Source organism: Priestia sp. FSL P4-0332 (assembly GCF_038005845.1).
Lineage (GTDB): Bacteria > Bacillota > Bacilli > Bacillales > Bacillaceae_H > Priestia.
Map to the genome: position 1 here is coordinate 4,702,102 of NZ_JBBOUA010000001.1, position 19,967 is coordinate 4,722,068.

A 19,967-nucleotide genomic window follows, 5' to 3' on the forward strand; every position below is an offset into this window, starting at 1 on the left:
CTTTGCTACTGTGCTTGAATGTCGTTGACGAGCAACATCCGAAGATATTCAAGCCAGTAATTCATTTCAGAACGTTCATTTTTCGAACGATGCCATTCAATGAATAAAATGGTTTGACTTATCACATACCACTTCATTCTCTTTTTCAAGTTCTCGGTTAGTTCAACCCCATAATGCTCAAGCCATTCTTCCCACTGAGATGGATTGATGTACCAATAAAGCAATAAACCTAAATCAATAGCAGGATCTGCAATCATCGCTCCGTCCCAGTCGATTAAATATAGCTGCGTATTCTCCCCAAGCATCCAGTTATTGTGGTTCACATCACAGTGACACACAACATATTTATCTGTCTGAACGGACGGAAGCTCTGCTTGTAAATAACTGATTCCCTGCTCTACAATACTTTCTTTTTGAAGTCGCTCGTCCACATTCTCTACAATATCGGCTAGCACGTCTTCGGGAAGAAGCGGTGTTTTCCCCAACCTTTTCAACATATCTAATAACTCGTTTGAATGATGAATTTTACTAAGCAATTCTGTCACTCGACTCGAATTCATATCTTTTGGTTTTAATTCTCGACCATCTAGCCAGTGCTGAGCTGTGATCACATCTCCATTTTCCATTCGTCTTGTCCACACGAGCTTCGGTACAATTCCTTCAGCTGACAATACTGCTAAAAAAGGTGATGAATTACGCTTTAAAAAAAGCTTTCGGTCTTGAAATTTTGCAAAATAAGCTTCTCCTGTCGCTCCGCCAGCAGGAGTAATTTCCCATTCGCTTCCTAATATATCTTCCAACCAATTCACCTTCAATTTCAACACACACATTTCGTTTAAAAATTTCACTCAATAAAGCAATCTATTAAGACATCATGACGTTATTTTCTTAGTAAATAAAAAAGACGGCTATTGAGGATATGTATCAATAGCCATCCTTTATAAATATTATCTCCATCACACTTTTTTCGTCAAGTGGTTGAAGACAATAATTACGTTTGAAATAAAATAAGAACGCTAAGCTTTGAAACGTTTATAGCATTATCCTCTATAGTAGGATACCCATTTTTATATACTTTACAATGATCAAGTGCTATTTTCCATGGTCCTTCTGGCAAAACTACTTTTTCTTCCATTAGGCCTTGATTAAAAAACACAATAATATTCTTCCACGGACCGTAAGCCAATACGTTTGATAAGCAATAGCCAATAACGGATTGCGGCGTGTTTAGGAAAGAGACATGCTGCCTAATCGCTGAAGCATCTCCCAAGCGAAATGCACCGTGCTGTTTGCGAATACGAATCAGCTCTTGAACCCAATTCACATCAGGAGAAAATTTGATCCGTCGATTCCAATCAAGTGCATTAATATCATCGGGTGAATTATAGCTGTTCTCTACGCCTTGTTTAGTGCGGTAAAACTCTTGACCACTATGAACAAACGGTATGCCTTGCGAAAGAAGTACAATAGCAGTAGCAAGGCGGTGACGACTTCTACGATTGTCTTCGTCTTCTTCTCCGTTTGAATTCGTTAACTTATCCCACAGCGTATGATTATCATGTGATTCAACGTAATTAACTGATTGTGCTGGATTTATAAATAAAGCCCGGCTGTCTTCTTTATCCAGAATGCTCCCCGCTATCACAGATTGCACGGTCTCTTTTTGATGAATATTTCCGCTGATAAAACCTTTTTCATATACATCAAACGTGCTTCCTTTTACAGAATCTCGAAAGCGATCATTAAAATAGCCGATTTGAGGCGTTTGGCGGGCATTCGCCATAATTGCTTTTTGATTATAGGGGAGAGGAGTGTTTAAATCCCAGCCTTCGCCAAACACCAAAATAGTAGAATCAATTTCATTTATTTTTTCCCGGATGATGTTCATCGTTTCTATATCTAAAATCCCCATGAGGTCAAAGCGAAACCCATCAACGTCGTACTCTTTTATCCAAAATAATACTGAATCGATAATAAACTTTTGCGCCATTTTCCGTTCAGAAGCAAAATCATTTCCTACTCCCGTACCGTTCGAAGGCATCCCAAACTCATCATGTCGAAAATAATAGCCCGGAACAATTTTTTCAAAAGATGATTCCTCTCGTACAAATACGTGATTATAAACTACATCTATAATAACACGGAATCCCTGTTGATGAAGTGTTGATATTAATTGTTTCACTTCAGCAATACGAGTGGCGGGATTTGAAGGGTCAGCGGAGTAGCTTCCTTCTGGTACATTAAACAACAATGGATTATACCCCCAATTATAAGAAGCATGAGGATTTAATTCATCTACTCCGCCAAAGTCGTTAATAGGAAGAAATTCAAGGTGGGTCACTCCTAGCTCTTTTAAATAATGAAGACCTGTTGTTTTGCCTGGCTGCCCGCTTGATTCAGTAACAGCTAGGTACGTACCTTTTTTTTCTATCCCGCTTGAAGGATGAATAGAAAAATCGCGAACGTGCATTTCGTAAATAACGGCATCCGTTTGCTGAAGAAAAGGTGGCTTTTCATGGAGATGAACATAGGCTGTATGAAGATTTATCAGAACTCCGTATTCACTATTTGCTGTAGCTGCAACGGCATAAGGATCCACCGCTTCATTTGTCCCGCCGTTTACATCTATTAAAAATCGATAATAATACCCTTCTTTATCTAAGGGAAGTTTCTTTTCCCATACGCCTTTTCTTTGACGAGCCATGACGTACAGTTCTTCTTTCCCGCTGTTTGCATGTATTAATTTTAAAACCACTGCTGATGCAGTCGGGGCCCAAATTTTTATCATAATATGATCTGAATAAAATGCTGCACCCAAATCATTTTGATTATAATAAAATCTCTCATCAAACTCTTTGGTTCGTATAACAGCTCCTACCTGCAGCGGAACTTTCTCCCCGTAATTATCACAGATAACGTACGACTGTCCAATTTCTATGCTACCTTCAACCTTGCCTTCATATTTGATAAAACCTTCTAATTCATGTACGTTTTCAATAGAGATGGTCTCATGCATTTGTGTACTTTTAATCACAAAAAAATCAATTTGACCTTCATGATAAGAAGTTGGAACTAAAAGAGTAATACGATCTATTTGATCTAAATAAGCTTGAAACTTATTATCACCAGTCATCCTTTTCTCCTCCTTATGCCAATTACCTCTTTAGTAGCATTATATGTAGCAAACGCAAAAACGAAAGCACTTTCATAGCGTGAATGTTCGTATTATTCACCTGCTTCGAATTCCCGGTCAAAATAAATACTCTGGCTGTGTTCGAGCAATACTTGAGCTGCTTTCATCTGCTTAAACTTTAAAGGTGCTTTAGATTTCCTAAGTTCATAAAACCACTCTTCGTACTTTCTAGCATCTACAAATTCAACCTGATAAGGCTCCGCAGCGTAATCAATGTATCCATTTCTGCTCAGCAATATTTTCTTTACGTTATGTTCAATATCGTGAGTACGATAGATGCTTCGGACAATTTGCTCCGTTCGATTTAACCCAATTAAAGGATTTAATATCTTTTTTTGATCTCTTCCTCTTAACTCTGTCCAAAAATTTTCTTTTGAATACTGAAAAACAGCGCTTTTATATGTTTCTATTAAACAAATACAGAGGGTTTCCGTTGGAGTAACAATAATGATATCTCCTTCTACCGGAGCTTTATTAATCATGAAAACAGGCTTGTACATCACGAGACACGTATCAGGAAAGCGCTGAATAAAATAACGGAGAGCTTCATCATGGTAATATTTACGATCTGCTTGTGAGAACTCAAATAAAGTGGATGTAGCCCATTTCATTTGAAGATCAAATACATTTTCTAAAAACAATATTTTCAAGTCTTCCGCTGTTTGTGGAAGAGTTGTAAACCTCAATAGCTCTTGATTTTCCACGCTATCGCTAGAGAACGCTTCTTCCACTTCACACGTTTCTTTTTTTCTTGTAAACCGCTCTTTTGCTTTTTGCAAAAATGAACGTTGAGCTTTTGTTTCTTCTTGTACAGGCGGTTCATGTAATAGCCCTTCTTCAAATAATTGCTTTACTTTCTTCCAATTATGCCTTTTTAAGTGATTAAACTGAGACGTGTAGTGATAAACGTCTTTTTCATAACGGGAAATATAATCTTGCACCTTAAGTAGCTGCGCCACGTTTACATCAATCCCCTAATTAAAATTCCTCTAAAACTTTGTTCGCCGATGATTTCTCTATTATCATCGGCGTTTTCTTTCCTTTGATAAGAGTGATATTTAAATAACCTCTCTCCATGCTTGTATGTTCATATGCTACTGTGACTGCAAGGAAAAAGATAGTATTTTTTTATACTTAGGTTTGCTAGCAGGATGAACTTCAAAAAGGGCAAACGAACTTACTTGAAACTGTTCTTCAATCGACGTTTGCTTTAACTGTTCTTCCAAAAGTCCGGCTTCCCCTCCCCACTTCTTTGCAATCGTAATATGAGGACGATAAGGACGTTTTTCGTATAAGGCGCTCAGTTCTTCCCATACGGCCTGTATATCCCTTTGCAGATTCATAAGCTTATCATTTGGCCTAAGGCTTACATAAAGTACTCTAGGCTTGTTATACGCACCGAACACATCGTACTGACCTGTCTGCAGCGAAAAACTTGAATGACGGGAGGCTACTTCTTTTAAGCGCGTAATCAGCTTTTCCTTTTTGTCATCTAAAAACCCTAAAAATTGTAGCGTTATATGATAATCGTCAGGGTATGTCCATTGTTTGAAAGGAAAAGGTATTAATTCCTTTGCCCAATTTTCTGCCTGATGTGCAATGGATACAGGCACGTTGATTCCAATAAAATAATGTTTATCGCCTTTCATCAAATCGCTCCTTTTCTTTTTATTATCTTTCCCCAATTGGTTATGTTCAAAAAGAGCTAGATCTATTTTAAAGGCTTTTTCGGATGAAATAGAGAGGTTTTTCTGAAAATTTGTCATGTGCTTAAAAAATAAGAATTTGTGTTATCATAGAAACAATACAGAGAATTTTTATAAGAAAAGGATGAGAAAAATGAAAGTTGTTAACAATATGGCTGATTTGATTGGCGAGACACCCCTTGTTAAGTTGAATCGTCTTCAACCTGCAGATGGAGCATCCGTTTACTTAAAACTAGAGTTTTTTAATCCAAGCCGTAGTGTAAAAGACCGTGCTGCTTTTAATATGATCGTGGAAGCTGAAAAAGCAGGCTTGCTCAATGAAAATTCTACTATTATTGAACCAACGAGCGGAAATACAGGTATTGGCTTAGCTATGAATGCAGCGGCAAGAGGTTATCGTTCTATTTTAGTCATGCCAGATACCATGACTCAAGAACGAATTAACTTGTTAAAAGCATATGGTGCTGAAGTTGTTCTAACACCGGGTGATGAGAAAATGCCTGGAGCAATCCGCAAAGCACAAGAACTTACAAAAGAAATTCCAAATGCATTTATGCCCATGCAGTTTGAAAATAATGCAAACCCTGACGCACATCGAAAAACGACTGCTAAAGAAATTATTGAGGCAATGAACGAGTTAGGCAAAGACCTATCTGCTTTTGTTGCTACTGCTGGAACAGGGGGAACGATTACAGGAACTGGTGAAGTCCTAAGAGAAAACTACCCAAATATGACCGTTCATGTTGTGGAACCAGCTGGGTCTCCTGTATTATCTGGAGGAAGACCTGGGAAGCACAAGCTTGTAGGAACAAGCCCTGGGTTTATTCCTGATACGCTTAATGTAGATGTTTACGATGAAATTTTAAAAATTAAAGATGAACAAGCCTACGATATTACGCGACGCTTGGCTTCTGAAGAAGGAATTTTAGTCGGTCCTTCATCTGGCGCTGCGTGCTATGCTGCTATCGAGGTAGCCAAAAAATTATCTCCTGATCAAGTGGTCGTATGTATTGCTTGCGATACAGGTGAACGTTACTTATCAAGCGACCTGTTCTCATTTGAATAATAAAAAAGCGAACGCAAAGGCGTTCGCTTTTTTTATTTAGCTAATTCGTAAATAGCCTGTGCATAAATAGCTGTTGCACGAAGTAAATCTTCAATTACCATGTACTCGTCTTTTTCGTGCGCTACTTCTTCACGGCCTGGGAAAAGAGGTCCAAATGCCACACCCGCTTCTAATGCTCTGGCATATGTTCCTCCTCCAATTGAAATAAGTGTAGGTTCTTCATTTGTTTGTTCTTGGTAAACCTTTTGAAGCGTTTGAATAAGCTCATGTTTTTGATCGACGTGATGCGGTTTAGAATCTGTAAAATGTTTGATGGTCATTTGATAAGATTCACTTTTTTCTTTAATCGTATCAATAATATCGTCAATATGAGCTGATACAGGATAGCGAATGTTTAAACCAAAGTGCCCCGCTTCTTCTTGATTGTAAGACATGATTCCAACATTTATCGTTAAATCACCCGTGACCTCATCTTTGCGATTTAAGCCCATTTTTTCTCCTAGTGCATCTTGGACTAAATACGCATTTGCATAACCTACAAACTGATTAGCTTGTTCATCAAGTTCTAATGTGTGTAAAAAGCGAAGAAGCGTAAGGCCAGCATTTTTCCCTTTATCAGGCACACTTCCATGTGCTGAAACGCCTTCTAAAGTAAGTGTGTATACACCGCTCTTGTCTGTTATTGAACCTTTTAAAGACTGATCCTTTAAAAATTGATTATATTTATTTTCAATATCCGTTTCACTATGGAATTCAAGAACAGCTGTTGCAAGATCAGGAACCATATTGTAGCGTCGCCCAGAGACAAATGATGTAAGCTGAACGCTTCCCTTTGTTCCTTCAATTGGCTGCTGGCGAATTTCTACGTCTGTAATGCCTTTTTCAGCAAAAATGATAGGAAAATCCGCATCCGGCGCAAATCCCATAGTTGGCATCTCTTCATGGTTGAAGTAGTGGTCCACACATCTCCAGTCACTTTCTTCATCCGTTCCAATAATTATTCGCACCCGTTTAGATAGAGGAAGCCCTAAATCTTTCACAATTTTCATCGCATAATAAGCAGCCATCGTCGGGCCTTTATCATCGATTGCTCCTCTAGCAAAAATTTTCCCGTCTTTTATTTCACCGCCGTATGGATCAACCGACCACCCGTCTCCTTCAGGAACAACGTCTACGTGACAAAGAATGCCAAGAAGGTCTTTCCCTTCTCCTGCCTCAATATGACCAGCATATCCGTCTACGTTCTTGACGGAAAACCCGTCATTTTTTCCTTTATTTAAAAGAAAGTGAAGCGCTTGAGCAATTCCAGGTCCGAATGGCTCTTCTTGTTTTTCTGTGCTTGTCAAAACACTTTTAATTTGTAGAAAACGCTGCGTCTCAGCTAGAATTTCAGCTTCTCTTTTTTGAACTTCCTCTTTCCAATTAATTGCCGTCATCTGTTTGTCTCCTTTTCCTGCTTTTACAGATTGTATCTATCATTACTATTGGTAAATTTAACTTTATCATACCTTTATATAGAAAGAAATAATTGTCTCTTTCCTTTCATATCAAAGGTTTACAGAGTCAAAATTCCGGGAAATAATTTGTAGGCACAATCGATAAAAACGGATTCTATTTGTTTATTGTTTACATATACTATAAAAAATGTGCAAATAGAGGAAGGAGATGTTACGAAAGGATTACATATTTATATCATTTTTTGTAAATATTGTGTTAATTTGCGTTTTCTCTTTTATTTTTCTGTCGATTTTGTGTACAATAAGGATAAGGACTGAAATAGTGCTTGACATCTCAGAGTTATAAAGAAGTTGTGCCTTACGAAAAACGAATAAGGAAGTGGTTTTTTGAAACCTTCAACTAATCGAATGCTAACTCGTATCAAATCGGTCTATATGTTCATTTGTAAAAATGGAACAGTTACAACGCAAGAGCTCGTAGACGAATTTGGTATTACACCAAGAACCATTCAGCGTGACTTGAATGTGTTAGCATATAATGATTTAGTTCGCAGCCCAAGTCGCGGTACATGGACGACTACGCAAAAGAAGGTCAAGATGTCATCCTAGTAAGTTTATTTCAAGGGTAGTAAGTGATTTATATATAGAGATAAAATTCTACGCAGTAGAAAGTCCAGACTTGGACGAGTGCATAGTCCCCCGCTCCATTTGCACGTCAAGCAGAGTTGGTACTCGTTTAAGTGCTTTAACGTGAAATGTTTCACTTGTCTAACAAAGTGGACAAAAAAAGGAACCATTTTAGACTTAGGTTCCTTTTTCTTTCGCCTCTTCTTAGGCATTTGATTGTTGTAATAAAGCTAGTTCCTCTTCCGTTAACTCCCTATACTCTCCTAAATCTAACGACTCGTCTAATAGCAAAGCTCCCATAGATAAACGTTTTAAATACGTTACTTTTTTTCCTCTTGCTTCAAACATACGCTTCACTTGATGAAATTTCCCTTCAACGATCGTTAATTCAATTTCTGATTCCACACCGCTTGTTAGTATCTTTAACTCTGCTGATTTTGTTACATATCCATCATCAAGAGTGACACCTTGTCTAAATGCTTCAGCATCTTCTTCAGTCACCGGTGCATTAATTTTTGCAAAATATGTTTTAGGAACGTGTTTTTTAGGAGATAGCAGCTGATGTGCAAGCTGACCGTCATTCGTCAGCAGCAAGAGCCCTTCTGTATCTTTATCTAAACGCCCTACCGGAAATGGGTCATACACAGCATCGTCAAGTTCAAGTAAGTCCAAAACTGTTTCATGAAGAGAATCTTCTGTTGCTGATATGACGCCTTGCGGCTTATGAAGCATAAAGTAAACAAATTCTCGGTAAGAAACGGCTTCGCCATGCACAGTTATTTCTTGTTCATCTGGATTAACGTGGACCTTAGCATCTTTAACTGCTGTACCGTCTACCTTAACAGCTCCAGTCTTTAAAAGACCTTTAACTTCTTTTCGGCTTCCGTACCCAATGGTAGAAAGCAATTTATCCAAACGCATGTAATATCCTCCTCTTTTTTGAAAAGAAGATGACTCTAACGAGTCATCTTCTTAGGCACTGCGCTGTTTATTTCGGCGCAGTATCTTTCGTTCAATTGCACCTGTTACCCTCGCTCCCATTACTTTTTCAAGCAGGCTTGAACGATAGGTAATAATAAAGTAAATAATGCCGCCTACTGCTGCTCCTATAATCGTAATAACAGTGGCAGAGAATCGTCCTGGCGTTGTAAACAGACCAATCACTGCTGCGACAATTTTTACGCTGATTCCCATAATCGCAACAAAAATGAGAATAAGCACAGAGCGTTTTATAAACTCACTGTAGTTATATTTTGCGTGTTTTTGAATAAGCGCAAACATATAAACAAGAGATACGATATAGCCTAGTGCTGTCGCTAAAACTGAACCAATCTCGTGGAACATAAGAATAAATGGAACGTTCACGACAATTTTCACAATCAATCCAAATAATAGACTTAAAACAGCATATTTTTGTTTGTTGATTCCTTGTAAAATAGCTCCATTAACCGTAAAAAATGAGAACAATAAAGCTACCGGTGCATAGTAAAGCAAGACATTTCCACCCGCATCCGATGCATCTGTTCCAAAGAAAAACGTATAGGCTGGGCCAGCTAAAGCCATTAATCCTACAGATGCTGGCAGCACAAGAAACATAATCGTTTGATATGTTTGATCAATTTGCTTTTGCAGTACGTTATAATCTTTATTCACAAAGGAACGTGTAATCGTTGGTACAAGAGTCAAACCGAACGCAGTAGCTAATGAAACGGGAATCATCACAAGCTTTGGAACATAAGACTGAACAATTCCGTTCATTGACTCTGCTATTTCTTTTTGTCCAGCCGCTACCATCGCACGGTTAAATGTGAATTGGTCCACATACTGATAAAGCGGAATAGCCAAGCTGACAAAGACATATGGCAATGAATACGTAAGCAGCTCTTTAAAAATGGATACGGTAGAAATACGCGTAGGCGTTACCGTCTGCTCGTTCACCATTTTATCAAGATAAGGCTTTCGTTTTTTCCAATACCAAATTAATACAGCCAGTCCAGCAAGAGCTCCTACAAAAGCCCCCATCGTAGCAAATCCAACGGCTAATGCAAGACTTCCATGGACAACTTTGATGACGATATAGGTAGATGCCAATAAAAAGACAACCCGCACAAGCTGTTCAACTACTTGTGAAACAGCTGTTGGTCCCATAGACTGGTGACCTTGGAAAAATCCTCGCATTAAACTCATCATCGGTACTACAATTAACGCAACACTAACCATTCGCATAACCATTACTACATCTTCTAAGGAGTTATTTAAATCAGAACCTCCCAGTGTAATTCTAGACATAACAGGAGCTAACGAATATAAAAGTAAAAATGCAAGTATTCCTGTGACAAGCATTAATTTCATGCCGGCCCGGTACATTCTTCTACTCGTATAGTAATCACCGAGTGCATTATATTTTGATACAAATTTCGATACGGCCATTGGCATACCGGCTGTAGCAATACTTAAATAAATAGCATATTGGTTATATCCGTAACCAAACAGTGCTCCCCCTACGGTTCCAACAAGGATCGCAAATGGAAATAAATAAATCATTCCCAAGATTCGGGATACATAGGTGCCAAGCGTTAGCACAAAGGTCCCTCTTAACAATTTTGAATCAGACATACGTTTGCCTCCGATACTTAATGTTACATAATGATAATAATGATAGAATTGAAAAGAAGCAAGTGACAGTATACACTAAGAAAGGTCTTATACTCACTCGCACTCGTCAACAAACTAAAAAACAAAGACTATAGCCCATTTTATCCAATGTTGAGAGATTTGTCAGTGAACAAACTAAAATTTTTTAAGAATAGACAGGTTGGTGAAAGTATGATATATGATGTAGTCGTAATCGGAGGAGGACCTTCTGGTTTGATGGCATCGATTGCAGCTGGTGAGTCAGGTGCAAACGTATTATTAATTGATAAAGGCAATAAACTTGGACGAAAGCTTGCCATTTCTGGAGGCGGACGCTGTAATGTGACAAACCGTCTTCCCATTGATGAACTTATTAAACACATTCCAGGAAACGGACGCTTTTTATACAGTGCGTTTTCTGTTTTTAATAACGAAGATATCATCTCTTATTTTGAAGGCCTTGGAATTAAATTAAAAGAAGAAGATCACGGTCGTATGTTTCCGGTCAGCAATAAAGCGCAATCTGTTGTTGACGCATTAATTAGCGAACTTCACCGTCTTCGTGTGACGATTCGCACAAACACAGCCGTTAAACGCGTAAACTATGAGAATAACACGGTAAAAGAAGTTGTGCTTCAAAACGGGGAAGCAATCCAAACGAAAAGCGTTGTGATTGCAGTAGGTGGAAAATCAGTACCTCATACAGGTTCGACAGGAGACGGTTATCAATGGGCAAAAGATGCGGGGCATAAAATTACTGAACTTTACCCAACAGAAGTTCCTATTACATCTAGCGAACACTTTATTAAAACCAAAACGCTTCAAGGTCTATCGCTTCGCAATGTAGGACTAAGCGTGCTTAATAAAAAAGGCAAACCTGTCATTACTCATCAAATGGATATGATTTTCACTCACTTTGGCATCTCTGGCCCTGCCGCTCTTCGCTGCAGCCAATATGTTGTTAAAGAGTTAAAGAAACAAAAAAGCAACACTGTTCAAATGTCTCTTGATTTATTTCCTAGCCAAAACGAAGAAGATATTTTCCAACAATTAGTCAGAACAACAAAAGAAGAGCCGAAAAAAGCAATTAAAAATGTCTTAAAAGGTTTTGTATCTGAACGCTATCTATTGTTTTTACTCGAGCAAGCAGGCATTGATAGCCAAGCGCTAGCAGGACAGCTTCAGCATGAGAAACTGAGAGAATTTGCAAGACTGTGCAAACGATTTGAATTTGCTGTAAACGGCACGCTTTCTTTAGAAAAAGCATTCGTAACAGGAGGCGGCGTATCCGTTAAAGAAATTCACCCAAAAGAAATGTCTTCGAAATTTATGCAAGGCCTTTACTTCTGCGGGGAAATTCTTGATATCCACGGATATACTGGAGGATACAATATCACTTCTGCTCTTGTAACAGGCCGTTTGGCTGGCAGTAATGCAGGAGAATTTGCAACAAGCCTAGCATAATATGCTAGGCTTTATACATAACCATGGCTGAAAAACAGTACACCTGCTCATCACGATCAACATCCACTGTCACTTGGTATTTAATATCAACGACGTCTTCATCCTCTAATTTCCGTAAAAATCGATTCACCGCAAATTCTAAATCTTTTTCATGCTCTTTATCAAACATTTTTACTTGTATCACAGCTTCTACCACCTTGTCCTATCAAATTTGTTTCAATCAGAATGGACTGTTTCTCTTGATGATGGTTTTTGTACGGATTTTCAATCTCTTACTACCTCTATTTTTATGAGGGCTTTTATAGATTTAGTCATCATTTGTTTTCCTGCTATCATTTTAGTCGGATGGCAGAAGTTTCATTCAAAAAAGAGGTTGAGACATAACTAAATTAATTCAATCTAAAGACGAACAAATGGGATACATGAGCTGAACCGCTTGTAACACGGCAGTCGATTTCCTTGCAAGAATTCGCTTTCCGCGGGCGGCCGGTGAGCCTCCTCCTCGCTTGCGCTCCTGGGGGGCTCACCTGTGTCGCCTTGCCTTCCAATCAACTGCTAGAAGAAACGAAACAAATAAAACCTATGTTCACCATAACAAAAAAAAATGAACCACTAATCAAACATGTTGATCAATGGTTCATTTTTCACTTCAGCTAAGATACTTTTGTCTCAGCCTCTTTTTTATTTATTAACCGTTTTTCCTTCCCACTCTAACATACCGCCAGCCATATTTGTTACTTTATATCCTTGTTCTTGAAGGTAGTAACATACGTTTTCACTGCGGCGGCCCGAACGGCAAATGAAAATATATTCTTTGTCTTTATCGAAATAATCCACATTAGCTGGAATATCATTCATACGAATGTGTTTAGCAGTTGGAATCATTCCTTCTGCTACTTCTTCATCTTCGCGCACATCAACTAAATGAAGTTCTTCTCCATTTTCAACACGTTTTTGAAGTTCTTCAGGCGTAATTACTTTTACTTCTTCCATCTTCGTCATTCCTCTCTATTCTTTCATTCAGCTTGCTATCGCTATTGTAGCAAATTCAAATACCTTTATGCCACAAAATAAGAAAAGCTTAAGCAGCAAGCCTGCCTAAGCTTTTCCCATCGTAGTTAAAAATTTAACTAAGCGCCTGATGTTAACCCGAAAGGCGGACATCAGGCGCTTAGGTCTAGTACAGAACCCCTGACAGCTCTTTAGTCAGGAGTTCTGTTCTACATCAATACTTAATTAGCTACGATGTTTACTAATTTACCAGGCACAGCAATCACTTTGCGCACTGTCTTACCTTCAATGAACTCTTTAACATCTTCATTAGCCATTGCAATATCTTGAAGCTCTTCACGAGATGCCTCAGCAGGTACGTTTACTTTCGCACGTACTTTACCGTTAATTTGAACGACAATTTCCACTTCATCATCTACAAGTTTCGCTTCGTCAAACGCAGGCCAAGCCTCATACGAAATTGTATCTTCGTGACCTAGTTTGCTCCATAATTCCTCAGTCGTATGAGGACAAATTGGTGCTAATAGCTTCACAAATCCTTCTACGTATTGCTTTGGCAGCACGTCAACTTTGTATGCATCATTGATGAATACCATAAGCTGAGAGATACCTGTATTAAAACGGAGGCCTTCGTAATCTTCCGTTACTTTTTTCACCGTTTGGTGATACACGCGTTCAAGCGTAGTGTCATTGCTTTCTTGAACCTTGCTGCTTAATTCACCGTTATCGTCAACAAGTAAGCGCCATACACGATCTAAGAAACGGCGTGCACCATCAAGCCCTTTTGTTGACCAAGCGATTGATGCATCTAAAGGCCCCATGAACATTTCATAAAGGCGAAGCGTATCTGCTCCGTGGCTTTCTACGATCTCGTCTGGGTTTACAACGTTACCTTTTGACTTACTCATTTTTTCGTTGTTTTCTCCAAGAATCATACCTTGGTTAAACAGTTTTTGGAACGGCTCTTTTGTTGGAACTACGCCGATATCATATAAAAACTTATGCCAGAAACGAGCATATAATAAGTGAAGAACAGCGTGTTCAGCTCCACCGATATAAATATCAACCGGCAACCATTCTTTTAATTTATCTGCATCTGCTAACGCTTCACTGTTTGTCGGATCAATGTAGCGTAAGTAATACCAGCAGCTGCCTGCCCATTGAGGCATTGTATTTGTTTCGCGACGCCCTTTTTTGCCTGTTTCCGGATCTACAACATTCACCCAGTCATCAATGTTTGCTAACGGAGATTCACCTGTGCCTGACGGTTTGATTTCAGTCGTTTTTGGTAACACAAGCGGAAGCTGATCTTCAGGAACTGCAGTCGTTGTGCCATCTTCCCAGTGGATAACAGGAATTGGTTCACCCCAGTAGCGCTGACGACTGAATAACCAGTCACGCAGACGGTATGTTACTTGTTTTTCACCTTTTTCATTTGCTTGAAGCCACTGAATCATATTTGAAATTGCTTCTTCTTTATCTAAACCATTTAAGAAGTCTGAATTAACGTGCTCGCCGTCGCCTGTATAAGCTTCTTTTGAAACGTCTCCGCCCGCTACTACTTCTTTAATAGGCAGTTCAAATTTAACAGCAAATTCATAATCACGCTCATCATGAGCCGGAACAGCCATAATTGCACCGGTGCCATAGCTCATTAGAACATAGTCAGCAATCCAAATTGGCATTCTCTCGCCGTTTACAGGGTTAATTGCATAAGCACCAGTGAATACGCCAGTTTTGTCTTTGGCTAAGTCTGTACGTTCTAAATCGCTTTTGCTTTTAATTTGATCTAAATACGCTTCTACTGCTTCTTTTTGTTCGGCTGTTGTAATTTTTTCCACAAACGGATGTTCAGGTGCTAAAACGGCATACGTTGCCCCAAATAGCGTGTCAGGACGCGTTGTGAACACAGTAAACGTGTCGTCGTATCCATCGATTGTGAAGTGCACGTGAGCTCCTTCAGAGCGGCCAATCCAGTTGCGCTGCATTTCTTTAATACTTTCTGGCCAATCAAGCTCATCTAAATCTTCTAGTAAACGATCTGCATAAGCTGTGATTTTAAGCATCCACTGCTTCATTGGACGACGCTCAACCGGATGTCCCCCACGCTCACTTTTGCCGTCAATCACTTCTTCGTTCGCAAGTACTGTTCCTAGAGCAGGACACCAGTTAACAGCTACTTCATCCACATAAGCTAAGCCCTTTTTATATAGCTGTAAGAAAATCCACTGCGTCCATTTGTAGTAGTTTGGATCAGTTGTATTAATTTCTCGCTCCCAATCGTAAGAGAAACCTAACGATTTGATTTGACGACGGAAATTATTAATGTTAAGTTCAGTGAATTCAGCCGGGTCGTTTCCTGTATCTAATGCATACTGTTCAGCAGGTAGTCCGAATGCATCCCATCCCATCGGATGAAGTACATTGTATCCTTGCATACGCTTCATACGAGATAAAATATCCGTTGCTGTATAACCTTCTGGATGCCCAACGTGTAAACCAGCGCCAGATGGATAAGGGAACATATCTAATGCGTAAAACTTACGCTTTCCTTCATCTTCTGTTGTTCTAAATGTTTTATTTTCTTCCCAAACTTTTTGCCATTTTTGTTCGATCTTTTCATGATTAAAAGCCATACATAATCCTCCTTGTACGCTCCAGCTGTATTTAATTAAACTAAAAAACCCCTCATCCCTCAAACAAAGGGACGAGAGGTTGAATAAACTTCCCGCGGTACCACCCAAATTAGCACAATTATGTACTCACTCATTTTCCTTAACGCGGATAGACGGCAAATGTTACTTTACTTCACATTTACAACTCCAAGGTGAGTTCATGAACGCTCGTTTGCTGACTCGCACCAACCGTCAACTCTCTTAGCTCGCTTCGTTCACTACTATTCCTTATCATAGTTTTTACATCATACTACCTTGTATTGTAAATAATATGTTCGTAAACTGCAAGTTGTTCAACGGATTTTGTAAAAGTTTCTGCACTGCAGCACTGCTTTGTTGCTAAATCCTCTCTTTCATTCTTATATATGAACAACTTCTCCCAAAAACATACATCCACGGCCAAACAAAAAAGGATTGAGACATAATTAAATCAATCCAATTTAAAGACGAACAAATGGGATAAATGCGCTAGTATGAATCTCTTGGTTACACCACTGTTGATTTCCGTGCAAGACTTCTCTTTCCGCGGGCAGCCGATGAGCCTCCTCGTTGCTTACACTCATGCGGGGTCTCACCTATTTCAGGAGTCTTTGTCTTTGTCTTTCCCTCCACTCCACAGCTAGAAGCACCTAAACAAATGAAACCTACGTGCACCATAAACATGAAAAAATCCGAACGATTCATCGTTCGGATCTTCCTTCAACTAAAATACTTTTATTCCTGTCCCTGCTTCCTTTAGCTGCTATTATTAAATGCCCAATCCAAAAGAAAACAGGATAATCGCAAGTACAAGACCAACAAGCGGCACAATCACCGTCATTGCTGCAACTGATCCATACGCATCTTTATGAGTTTCTCCGCAAATAGAATTAATTGTTGTTACGACATAACCATTATGAGGCAAGGAATCTAATACTCCAGAGGAAATAGCTACTACGCGATGGAGAGCTTCTGGATTTACACCAGCATCTAGATAGTGAGGCGCTAAAATTGGCAAAGCAATCGCCTGACCTCCTGAAGCCGAACCTGTCATCCCCGCGATAACACTCACGGCAATAGCTCCCCCAATCAACGGACTTCCTGGAATATGCGTCATGGCATCTACAGCCACTCCAAACGCGGGAACAGCCTTAGCAACTCCTCCAAAACCTACGACAGCGGCTGTATTCCCAATAGCAATTAACGCACCCAGCGTTCCTTCTGAAGCTGCATTCCAAAATCCTTTAAAATGCTTTCGGTTCACAATATAAGTGACAATGATCCCGCTTAAAAGTGCGACAATCAACGCAGATTGCTGAAGTGGCTTATGAAGTGCAAAAGAAATAATGAGCACGACCACAAGCGGAAGCAAACTTAATAAAGGATTAGGAAGAGACTGATTTTCCGTTACTACTGGATCTTTCTCGCGTGATATAAAACGCTCTCCATTTTTAACTGCTTTTGAAATCAAGCGCTTTAACCACCAGTAGCCGAATACAGCCATCACTACTGCTACAACTAAACTAACTTCCCATCCTGCATACGGACTAGTCTTCAAATATTCAATTGGAATCCAGTTTTGGATTTCAGGCGACCCAGCTGAGGTCATCGTAAACGTAACTGAACCGAATGCTAAAGCAGCAGGGATAAACCGCCTCGGCAAATCGGCTTGTTTGAATAAGCTTAAAGCCATTGGATAGACAGAGAATGCTACTACAAACAGACTGACTCCTCCGTATGTTAAGACCGCACAGGCAAGGACAATCGCCAACACTGCTCTTTTCATTCCTAGTTTACTAACAATCCAGCGAGAAACACTATCAGCAGCCCCGCTGTCTTCCATCACTTTTCCAAAGACGGCGCCCAATAGAAACATTAAATACCAAGAAGCAATAAATCCTGTGAAACCAGACATGTAATTTCCAACAAAATTTGCTTCTCCTTCTTTCACCAGCTGCGGAAATAAAGGCATTCCGCTTGTTAACGCAACAACTAAAGCACTGAGCGGACCTGCTATAAATAAATTCATGCCTCTCATCGTTAATACAATGAGCAGCAATAACCCTCCAATTAATCCAATCATACTAAGCATGTTTAGCCCCCCATGAATTCATATAATTAGAAAACGCTTACATATTTACAGGTATATACTCCTTTCTTTGCTTGTCACAACCCTTACTATATTATTAAAGGAATACTGAAGACATTCCTACGTTTATTTAACAGTCAAAAATAAAACCACCTCTATTTATTTAGAGATGGTTAATGAACGCTGACGTTTTTCTTTTAATTTATAATCGTATATCCATGTTGTACACATGCTGAATAGCAATAGCCCAATTAATAAATAGCACAGCGTAGACATATTAAACGCATCGAAAATAACGCCTCCAAAGAGAGGACCAATCATTTTACCTGCAGTAGCCATGCTGTTAACTACGCCTTGATAAAATCCTTCTTTTCCAGATGGAGCCAACTGACTTGCAACAGCTGGAATGGCTGGCCAAACGAACATTTCTCCAATTGTTAACACAACCATTGCTGTTAAGAACTGCGGAAATGTTGTAGCATTCACCACGATAACAAAAGAAGCCACAAAAATAACCGTTCCAATTAGGACCTGTACTTTTAACGTTTTTGCTACTTTTTGAATGATGGGTACGATCAAAGGCTGACCGACTACAATTAAAATCCCGTTAATCGTCCAAAGCAAACTGTAGCTAGAAAGAGGTATATTCAGCTCACGCGTATGCGTAGCAATCGTTGTTTGCCACTGAACATACGCAACCCAGCATAAGACATACCCCGTACATAAAATAAGAAGAGCAGTCAGCTTCGTTTTATGCCCAATGCTCCCTGCTTCATTAAGGACATTCGTTTGTCCAACGGTAACCGAAATATGACGATATGAAAAAATAGCAATAAGCAGAAAAATAACGTATAAAATTGTATTAGCTAAGAAAATATACGTAAATGAATAAGACGCTACAATGCCCCCTACCGCGGCGCCAATAGCTACTCCTGCATTTTGAGCAACGTACATCGCATTAAATGCTTTTCTTCCGCCTTGTGGCCAAACGGACCCTGCCATTGCATACATAGATGGAAACACAATACCAGATCCAAACCCTACAACAACCAAGAGAACAACGTATGTAGGCCAACCATGGAAAAACACGAGTCCCACTAATGCAATAAGAGTAATAATAATTCCTGATAAAATGGATTTATATCCTCCGATTTTGTCAAAAAGAGTTCCTCCAAGCAAATTTCCTACTACGCTTGCAGCAGAATTCAGCATAAGAACAACTCCTGCGACGGATAACGACTTTCCTAAATGTTCATTTATATAAATGGTATTGAGAGGCCATAAAAATGAAGCTCCCGTTACGTTTACAAGCATACCAATAATCAAAAACCAAAGTGATTTGGGCATTGATCTCCCCCCTATCTATTCGAATGCCAACGTACATTCTAGTCTTTTCTTAAAGGGTTCGCAATGCTTTTACATATAGACAATTTATTTGAAATTCGCTGACTATTTAAAAAGGTGATTTCACATGACAATATCATGCAAAATCACCTTTTTACCGCTTACTTTTGCTTCGAACGAACCGGCTGTGCACGCTTGCTGTTTCGTGCTTTTAATTCTTTTACTGGATCAAAATCTTTTCCTAGCTCAATGTCATTGCTGTTGATCCCGTTTTTTGTTTTTTGTTCCGGATTATTTTGATTTGAACGCGTTGCCATAAAATCCTCTCCTTAATGCTGAGTTGTGATCAATTTATTTTGCAGCTGCTGAACTTGCAGGCGCATGCGATATAGCTGCTCTCTTTGCTGTGCATTTGCACTGTGAGAAAACTCTTCAATTTCTTTATAAGCATTTTCTAATTTTTCCTGTGCTTTTGTATATTCAGTGTCGTTATAATGTTCTTGCTTCATGCCTTCCTGCAACTGGCCTTGTCCAAAGCGAATAGCATCTTCACACTGTTGCATAAGTTGATCCACTGCTTGACGAGTTGTCATTCTCTATTCCTCCTATTCGTTCATTTCTGTCTTATTTTGCGCAACTTTACTTCCCTTTACGACAAGAAGAACCTGTTAAATATAAGCATCCTTAAATTTGTTTGGCACTTTTTCACGTTTTTGATACAA

General features: G+C 39.2%; 18 protein-coding genes and 1 other annotated feature. Of the genes, 3 read left to right on the forward strand and 15 right to left on the reverse strand.

Translation table 11 applies throughout. From position 1 onward, the window contains the following. Window positions 1-5: 5 nt before the first annotated feature. From MKY06_RS24620 to thpR, 4 genes are all read right to left on the reverse strand, one after another. Window positions 6-830 carry a phosphotransferase family protein gene (locus MKY06_RS24620; protein ID WP_223269002.1) on the reverse strand — a complete coding sequence of 275 codons (825 nt, stop codon included), beginning with the start codon at window positions 828-830 and terminating at the stop codon, window positions 6-8. Between the two features lie 161 nt (window positions 831-991). After that, window positions 992-3,133 (reverse strand): type I pullulanase, encoded by a 2,142-nt coding sequence (pulA, locus tag MKY06_RS24625; protein WP_289920080.1) that lies wholly within the window; start codon window positions 3,131-3,133, stop codon window positions 992-994. 92 nt (window positions 3,134-3,225) lie between these two features. After that, complete coding sequence (locus MKY06_RS24630) at window positions 3,226-4,152, reverse strand: hypothetical protein (RefSeq protein WP_029319957.1); 927 nt, start codon at window positions 4,150-4,152, stop codon at window positions 3,226-3,228. A gap of 135 nt (window positions 4,153-4,287) precedes the next feature. Then, complete coding sequence (gene thpR, locus MKY06_RS24635; protein ID WP_029319955.1) at window positions 4,288-4,842, reverse strand: RNA 2',3'-cyclic phosphodiesterase; 555 nt, start codon at window positions 4,840-4,842, stop codon at window positions 4,288-4,290. A gap of 190 nt (window positions 4,843-5,032) precedes the next feature. On the opposite strand from thpR, the gene cysK reads away from it, so the two are divergent. Next, a complete protein-coding gene (cysK, locus tag MKY06_RS24640; protein ID WP_013059515.1) occupies window positions 5,033-5,965 on the forward strand; it encodes a cysteine synthase A in 933 nt (310 codons plus the stop codon). A 32-nt stretch (window positions 5,966-5,997) separates the two neighbouring features. On the opposite strand, the gene pepV is transcribed toward cysK, so the two are convergent. Beyond that, window positions 5,998-7,401, reverse strand: a complete 1,404-nt coding sequence (pepV, locus tag MKY06_RS24645) for a dipeptidase PepV (protein WP_029319953.1) — start codon at window positions 7,399-7,401, stop codon at window positions 5,998-6,000. A 408-nt stretch (window positions 7,402-7,809) separates the two neighbouring features. On the opposite strand from pepV, the gene MKY06_RS24650 reads away from it, so the two are divergent. Next, complete coding sequence (locus MKY06_RS24650) at window positions 7,810-8,031, forward strand: DeoR family transcriptional regulator (protein WP_013059517.1); 222 nt, start codon at window positions 7,810-7,812, stop codon at window positions 8,029-8,031. A 222-nt stretch (window positions 8,032-8,253) separates the two neighbouring features. On the opposite strand, the gene MKY06_RS24655 is transcribed toward MKY06_RS24650, so the two are convergent. Both MKY06_RS24655 and MKY06_RS24660 read right to left on the reverse strand, forming a co-directional pair. Further along, a complete protein-coding gene (locus MKY06_RS24655) occupies window positions 8,254-8,970 on the reverse strand; it encodes a pseudouridine synthase (protein ID WP_013059518.1) in 717 nt (238 codons plus the stop codon). Window positions 8,971-9,021: 51 nt separating this feature from the next. Then, window positions 9,022-10,665, reverse strand: coding sequence for a putative polysaccharide biosynthesis protein (locus tag MKY06_RS24660; protein ID WP_029319951.1), 1,644 nt, complete (start codon window positions 10,663-10,665; stop codon window positions 9,022-9,024). Window positions 10,666-10,875: 210 nt separating this feature from the next. Between MKY06_RS24660 and MKY06_RS24665 the strand changes: the two genes are divergently transcribed. Continuing rightward, complete coding sequence (locus MKY06_RS24665) at window positions 10,876-12,147, forward strand: BaiN/RdsA family NAD(P)/FAD-dependent oxidoreductase (RefSeq protein WP_013059520.1); 1,272 nt, start codon at window positions 10,876-10,878, stop codon at window positions 12,145-12,147. Window positions 12,148-12,151: 4 nt separating this feature from the next. Here the strand turns inward: MKY06_RS24665 and MKY06_RS24670 are convergent, their stop codons facing one another. The 8 genes from MKY06_RS24670 to MKY06_RS24705 form a co-directional block, all read right to left on the reverse strand. Then, complete coding sequence (locus tag MKY06_RS24670) at window positions 12,152-12,331, reverse strand: sporulation protein Cse60 (protein ID WP_013059521.1); 180 nt, start codon at window positions 12,329-12,331, stop codon at window positions 12,152-12,154. A 497-nt stretch (window positions 12,332-12,828) separates the two neighbouring features. Then, window positions 12,829-13,140, reverse strand: a complete 312-nt coding sequence (locus MKY06_RS24675) for a rhodanese-like domain-containing protein (RefSeq protein WP_013059522.1) — start codon at window positions 13,138-13,140, stop codon at window positions 12,829-12,831. 239 nt (window positions 13,141-13,379) lie between these two features. Next, the gene (gene leuS / locus MKY06_RS24680) at window positions 13,380-15,794 is read right to left on the reverse strand and encodes a leucine--tRNA ligase (RefSeq protein ID WP_013059523.1); all 2,415 of its coding nucleotides are present in this window, start codon (window positions 15,792-15,794) and stop codon (window positions 13,380-13,382) included. Window positions 15,795-15,858: 64 nt separating this feature from the next. Further along, window positions 15,859-16,077: a binding site (T-box leader), on the reverse strand. Window positions 16,078-16,319: 242 nt separating this feature from the next. Then, the gene (locus MKY06_RS24685; RefSeq protein WP_029319942.1) at window positions 16,320-16,517 is read right to left on the reverse strand and encodes a hypothetical protein; all 198 of its coding nucleotides are present in this window, start codon (window positions 16,515-16,517) and stop codon (window positions 16,320-16,322) included. A gap of 64 nt (window positions 16,518-16,581) precedes the next feature. Further along, window positions 16,582-17,904 carry a GntP family permease gene (locus MKY06_RS24690; RefSeq protein ID WP_029319940.1) on the reverse strand — a complete coding sequence of 441 codons (1,323 nt, stop codon included), beginning with the start codon at window positions 17,902-17,904 and terminating at the stop codon, window positions 16,582-16,584. Between the two features lie 156 nt (window positions 17,905-18,060). Next, a complete protein-coding gene (locus MKY06_RS24695; RefSeq protein ID WP_029319939.1) occupies window positions 18,061-19,248 on the reverse strand; it encodes an MDR family MFS transporter in 1,188 nt (395 codons plus the stop codon). A gap of 158 nt (window positions 19,249-19,406) precedes the next feature. Further along, window positions 19,407-19,562, reverse strand: a complete 156-nt coding sequence (locus MKY06_RS24700; RefSeq protein ID WP_013059527.1) for a hypothetical protein — start codon at window positions 19,560-19,562, stop codon at window positions 19,407-19,409. Between the two features lie 12 nt (window positions 19,563-19,574). Further along, the gene (locus tag MKY06_RS24705) at window positions 19,575-19,838 is read right to left on the reverse strand and encodes a YtzC family protein (RefSeq protein ID WP_013059528.1); all 264 of its coding nucleotides are present in this window, start codon (window positions 19,836-19,838) and stop codon (window positions 19,575-19,577) included. Window positions 19,839-19,967: the final 129 nt, after the last annotated feature.